A 3,025-nucleotide genomic window follows, 5' to 3' on the forward strand; every position below is an offset into this window, starting at 1 on the left:
CGATGCGCCGTAAAGGCAGCCGAGCACGGGCTCGGCTCTACACGTCAGCGGTGGGATCGTCTGTAGCGCCCGAGCCGATGCCCGGGCGGCGGCGCGATGCGCCGTGAAGGCAGCCGAGCATGGGCTCGGCTCTATACGGGGGATCGCCGCGCCACCAGCAACCAGCTGTTGAACGGTGTGCGCCCATGCAGCGGCCGCAGCGTGTCTACCTGCAGGCCTGCCTCGGCCAGTGTTGCCGTCAGCTGTGCCGGGGCGGGATAGTGCCGTGGCCGCGTGCCCATCCAACCCACCAGCCAGGCCAAGCGGTCGGCCACGCGTGTGGTGCGGTCGCGGCGGTCGCCGGTGGCCAGCGGCGTGCGCAGCAGCAGGCGGCCGCCCGCTGCCACCCGCGCGCTGGCCGCACGCAGCAGGTCCAGCTGCGGCTGCATGTCCAGGTACTGCAGCACGTCCAGCAGCAGCACGTGTCCGGCCTGCGCTGGCAGCGGCGCCTGCACGTCCAGGCACTCGAACCGGACCTCGTCCAGGCCGGCAGCCGCGCGCTGTGCGCGGGCGATCTTGCCGGCATCCACGTCCACGCCCAGGTAGGGCTGGCGGTGGCCACGCTGGCGCAGCACGTGGGCGAACAGGCCCAGTCCACAACCCAGGTCGAGCAGGGGCAGGCCATCTTCAGGCAGGTGCTGCAGCACGCCGTCGTACAGCGGATCGCTGCCCAGCTTGCCGCGGGTGTAGTAATAGTCGCGGCGGTTGCCCCAGGCCTGCACCGGGCGGAACGCCTCAGCGATGGCCCGCGCCTGGCCGCCCCCCAGCGGTGAACACTCCAGGGGTGTGCCGTTCCGTGGCAGGCCTTCCATCGTTCAATCCGTGCGCTGCAGCAGCTGCGTGGCCACGGGCAGGGCGCGCCCGGCCCACAGTGCATACATCCGCGCGGAAGGATGCAGGCCATCCTCGGCGATCATCGCCGGGTGATTGCCGTGCGCGCGGCTGATGTCGGTGATGTCGACGAAGGCCACGCCGCGGTGTGTACTGATGACCTCGGCGGCGGCATTGAATTCGTCGGTCTCGATCTCGATGCGCGCCAGGTCACGGCCGCTGCCGGCGCCGAACGGGGTCACGCCCCAGTCGGGGAAGGACAGCACCAGCACACGGCCGGCGTCCCCTCCGGCAAAGCCGATCGCACGTTCCAGCAGGGCCTCGAACTGCTGGCGGTATTGGTCCAGCGGGCGTCCCCGGTACTGGTTGTTGACGCCGATCAGCAGGCTGACAAACGCGAACGGGCCCTGCGGCGCGGCCGCGTCGATGCCGGCGTCAAGTTCGTCGGTGGTCCAGCCGGTGGTGGCGATGGTCTGCGGATCGGCCAGGTCCACGCCCTGGCCGCGCAGCGCAGCGGCCAGCTGGTGGGGCCAGCGGCCTTCAACGGCGACCGCTTCACCGATGGTGTACGAATCGCCCAGCGCCAGGTAGGACAGCGCCACGCTCAGGCCACCGAGCGGCGCGGCTTCAGCGGCACGACCTTGGTGGCGTCTTCGGCACGGCGGGCCAGCACGCGGTCGATGCGCGCGAACACATCGCGCATCACCGAGGCTTCCGGCAGCAGGGTTACGCGGAAATGGTGGCGGTAGGGCACGTTGAAGCTCGAGCCCGGTACGACCAGCACGCCTTCGTTGTTCATCAGGTCCAACGCGAAGCTGTGGTCGTCGAAGCCCTTGGCGGCAGCGCCGACCACGGCCGGGAACGCGTACAGCGCACCGGCCGGAGAAACCAGCGACAGGTGCTCGCTGGCCTCGCAGGCCTCGATGACTGCGCGGCGGGTTTCATACAGGCGGCCGCCCGGGGCGCACAGTCCGGAAATGGTGTCCGGACCATTCACCGCCGCGTCGATGGCGTACTGGCCCGGCACGTTGGCGCACAGGCGCAGCGCGCTGAGCAGGTCCAGCGCGGCGCGGAACTCACCCAGGCGCGCGTCGTCGCCACTGAGGTGGGCCCAGCCCACGCGCCAGCCGCAGGCGCGGTGCACCTTGCTCAGACCGCTGAAGGTCAGGCACGGGTGGTCGCCTGCCAGTGGCGCGACCGGCTGGAACACCGCGTCGTCGTACAGGATCTGGTCGTAGATCTCATCGACCAGCAGCAGCAGGTTGTGGCGGCGGGCGATCTCGACCACGCGCTCCAGCAGCTCGCGCGGGTAGCTGGCACCGCTGGGGTTGTTCGGGTTGATCAGCACGATGGCGCGGGTGCGCGAGGACACCAGCGTCTCGATCTCGGTCGGGTCGGGCTGGAAGCCGTTTTCCGGCGCGCAGCGGTAGTACACCGGGCGGCCATCGTTGAGGATGGCCGCGGCCGACCACAGAGGGTAGTCCGGCGAAGGCACCAGCACCTCGTCGCCCGGGTTCAGCAGGGCACGCAGCGACAGATCGATCAGCTCGCTGACGCCGTTGCCGACGAACACGCGGTCCGGATGGGCATCGGGTGCACCGCGTCGCGCATAGGCGGCGGCGATGGCTTCGCGTGCCACCGGCAGGCCCTGCTGGTGGGTGTAGGGATCGGTGCGGCCCATGTCGTCGGCAATGGCGTGCTGCAGGTGCTCGGGCGCACGGAAGCCGAAGTTGCCCGGGTTGCCGATGTTCAGCTTGATCAGCTTGCGGCCCTGCGCCTCCAGCTCCCGCGCTCGCCGGGCCAGTTCTCCGCGGATCTCGTAGCGCACTTCGGAAAGGCGCTCGCGGATGGCCAGGGGCTTGGGCGAAGGGGTGGACATGGGCGCTGGGCCGTCAAAAGGCGTGGGGTTTCCATCCTACCGGAATTGCTGCAGTGCATGGCAAGGCTTCCGGGCCTGCTGTTGTTGGGCTGGCAGGGGATCGGGCCGGGTAGAATGGCGGCGATGACCCAGACCCCCGATTTCAACGCCCTGCAGACCATCGGCTGGCCCTGGCCGGGCCCGCCACAGCAGGCCGACTGGCAGGCCGCCATGGCCGCGCACCCGCAGGCCCGCCCGGCGCGGGTGATCGAGCAGCACCGCACCCATTACGTGGTG

3 protein-coding genes and 1 pseudogene are annotated in these 3,025 nt (G+C 70.3%); 1 reads left to right on the top strand and 3 read right to left on the bottom strand.

What is annotated here, in order from left to right:
- Positions 1 to 131: 131 nt before the first annotated feature.
- The 3 genes from ACQKDV_RS09760 to ACQKDV_RS09770 are packed head-to-tail and all read right to left on the bottom strand — an operon-like array spanning position 132 to position 2,749.
- Positions 132 to 851, bottom strand: a complete 720-nt coding sequence (locus tag ACQKDV_RS09760) for a class I SAM-dependent methyltransferase (protein WP_427783559.1) — start codon at positions 849 to 851, stop codon at positions 132 to 134.
- Positions 852 to 854: 3 nt separating this feature from the next.
- The gene (locus ACQKDV_RS09765) at positions 855 to 1,472 is read right to left on the bottom strand and encodes an SGNH/GDSL hydrolase family protein (protein ID WP_427783560.1); all 618 of its coding nucleotides are present in this window, start codon (positions 1,470 to 1,472) and stop codon (positions 855 to 857) included.
- Positions 1,473 to 1,474: 2 nt separating this feature from the next.
- On the bottom strand, positions 1,475 to 2,749 hold the full coding sequence (locus ACQKDV_RS09770) for a pyridoxal phosphate-dependent aminotransferase (protein ID WP_427783561.1): 1,275 nt from the start codon (positions 2,747 to 2,749) through the stop codon (positions 1,475 to 1,477).
- 123 nt (positions 2,750 to 2,872) lie between these two features.
- Here ACQKDV_RS09770 and ACQKDV_RS09775 point away from each other — a divergent pair.
- Positions 2,873 to 3,025: pseudogene (locus ACQKDV_RS09775) on the top strand (ribosome small subunit-dependent GTPase A); the annotation flags it as partial.

It is taken from the genome of Stenotrophomonas sp. NPDC077659, assembly GCF_050268705.1.
GTDB lineage: Bacteria > Pseudomonadota > Gammaproteobacteria > Xanthomonadales > Xanthomonadaceae > Stenotrophomonas.